The 1,628-nt window shown below is 65.8% G+C and carries 2 protein-coding genes; both read left to right on the top strand.

Annotated features, from left to right (window positions below):
- The first annotated feature begins 104 nt into the window (after positions 1–104).
- A complete protein-coding gene (locus tag AUC71_RS12300) occupies positions 105–1,193 on the top strand; it encodes a quinone-dependent dihydroorotate dehydrogenase (RefSeq protein WP_244500942.1) in 1,089 nt (362 codons plus the stop codon).
- Positions 1,190–1,534, top strand: a complete 345-nt coding sequence (gene arsC / locus AUC71_RS12295) for an arsenate reductase (glutaredoxin) (protein ID WP_244500941.1) — start codon at positions 1,190–1,192, stop codon at positions 1,532–1,534. Before AUC71_RS12300 ends, arsC begins: the two co-directional genes overlap by 4 nt.
- Positions 1,535–1,628: the final 94 nt, after the last annotated feature.

Genomic DNA, 1,628 nt, shown 5'->3' with positions numbered 1-1,628 from the left:
TTTCCGCATCTCTACGCGCCGCTTCCGCTCGATGCGATCCTCGCGGCCGAGCCGGTCCGGCTTGACGACGACAACACCCACATCCTGCCCGACGAGTTTACCGAGTGAGTGCCCTGTTCGGGTTGGGCCAGACGCTTCTGCTCGCCCTCGATCCGGAGCGCGCCCATGACCTGGCCCTCAAGACCCTCGAGCTCGGCGTTTATCCCCGCCCCTCCAGGGCTGACGACGCGCGGCTGAGACAAATCGTGCTCGGTCTCGACCGTCCCCAATCCGATCGGCATGGCGCCGGGCTTCGACAAGGACGCGCGGGCGCCGCGGCAGCTGCTCGATATGGGTTTGGCTTCGTCGAGGTCGGCACGCTGACGCCCCGCGCCCAGTCCGGCAATCCCCGCCCGCGCGTGTTCCGCTCTCATGCGGACCGCGCCATCGTCAATCGCCTCGGCTTCAATAATGAGGCCAGGACGCGGCCCCTGAAGCGGTTGCGGACCAAGCTGGACGGCATCGTGGGCGTCAATCTGGGGGCCAACCGGGACAGCTCAGACCGTATCGCCGATTATGTGAAAGGCATCGCGCAAATGGGGCCCGTGGCGAGCTATTTTACCGTCAATATATCGTCCCCCAACACGCCCGGTCTGCGCGACCTCCAGGCGCCGCGAAAGCTCGGCGAACTGCTCGACAAGGTGCAGGAGGCTCGAAAGGGCTTGGGGGATAATCCCCCGCCACTGCTCGTCAAGCTCGCGCCGGATCTGGCCGACGCCGATCTCCCGGAGGTGGTCCGCGTCATCGGCGACAGCGGCGCCGACGGGATCGTCATCTCCAACACCACGCTCGCCCGTGACGGCCTAAGCGACGAAACCCTGATCCGCGAAACCGGCGGCTTGTCGGGCCGGCCGCTGTTCGATCGCGCCACGCGCATGCTGGCCCGCGTCTACCAGATCACCGAAGGCAGACTGCCGCTGATCGGCGTAGGCGGCATCGACTCCGGCGAGACCGCGCTCGCCAAGATCGAGGCGGGCGCGTCCCTCATCCAGCTCTACACCGGCCTCGTGTTCGAAGGACCGGGCCTGATCGGCCGCATCAAGCGCACACTGGTTGCGGCCATAGACGACGCTAAAGCCAACACGCTCGCGCCGCTGATCGGCCGCCGCGCGGACGAATGGGCGGAAAAGCAACTCCCGGAACTCGTCGTGTGACCGTCACCATCTATCACAACCCACGCTGCTCGAAGTCGCGCCAGACCCTGGCGCTGATCGAGGACCAGGGGATCGCGCCGAAGGTCGTCGACTATCTGAAGGCGCCGCCCACCGTCGCCGAGCTGAAAAATGTCTTGAAGAAGCTTGGCCTCAGAGCGCGCGACATCGTGCGCAAGAGCGAGGCGCGCTACGCGAGCTCGGGCAAGGAAAGAGACGTCGGCGACGACGAATTGCTCGCCTTGATGGTCGAGAACCCCATTCTCATCGAGCGGCCGATCGTGGTCTCGGGCGACAAGGCGGCCATCGGCCGCCCGCCGGAAGCCGTTCTCGACATCCTCTAAGCCGTCATTGCCGGGCTTGACCCGGCAATCCATTCCACGAGCGCTACACCTTGCGGAAGCGGAACGGTATGGATGCCCGGATCAGTCCGGGCAT

The sequence above is a fragment of the Methyloceanibacter marginalis genome (genome assembly GCF_001723295.1).
Classification (GTDB): Bacteria; Pseudomonadota; Alphaproteobacteria; order Rhizobiales; family Methyloligellaceae; genus Methyloceanibacter; species Methyloceanibacter marginalis.
This window is presented reverse-complemented; position numbering and strand designations above follow the sequence as displayed.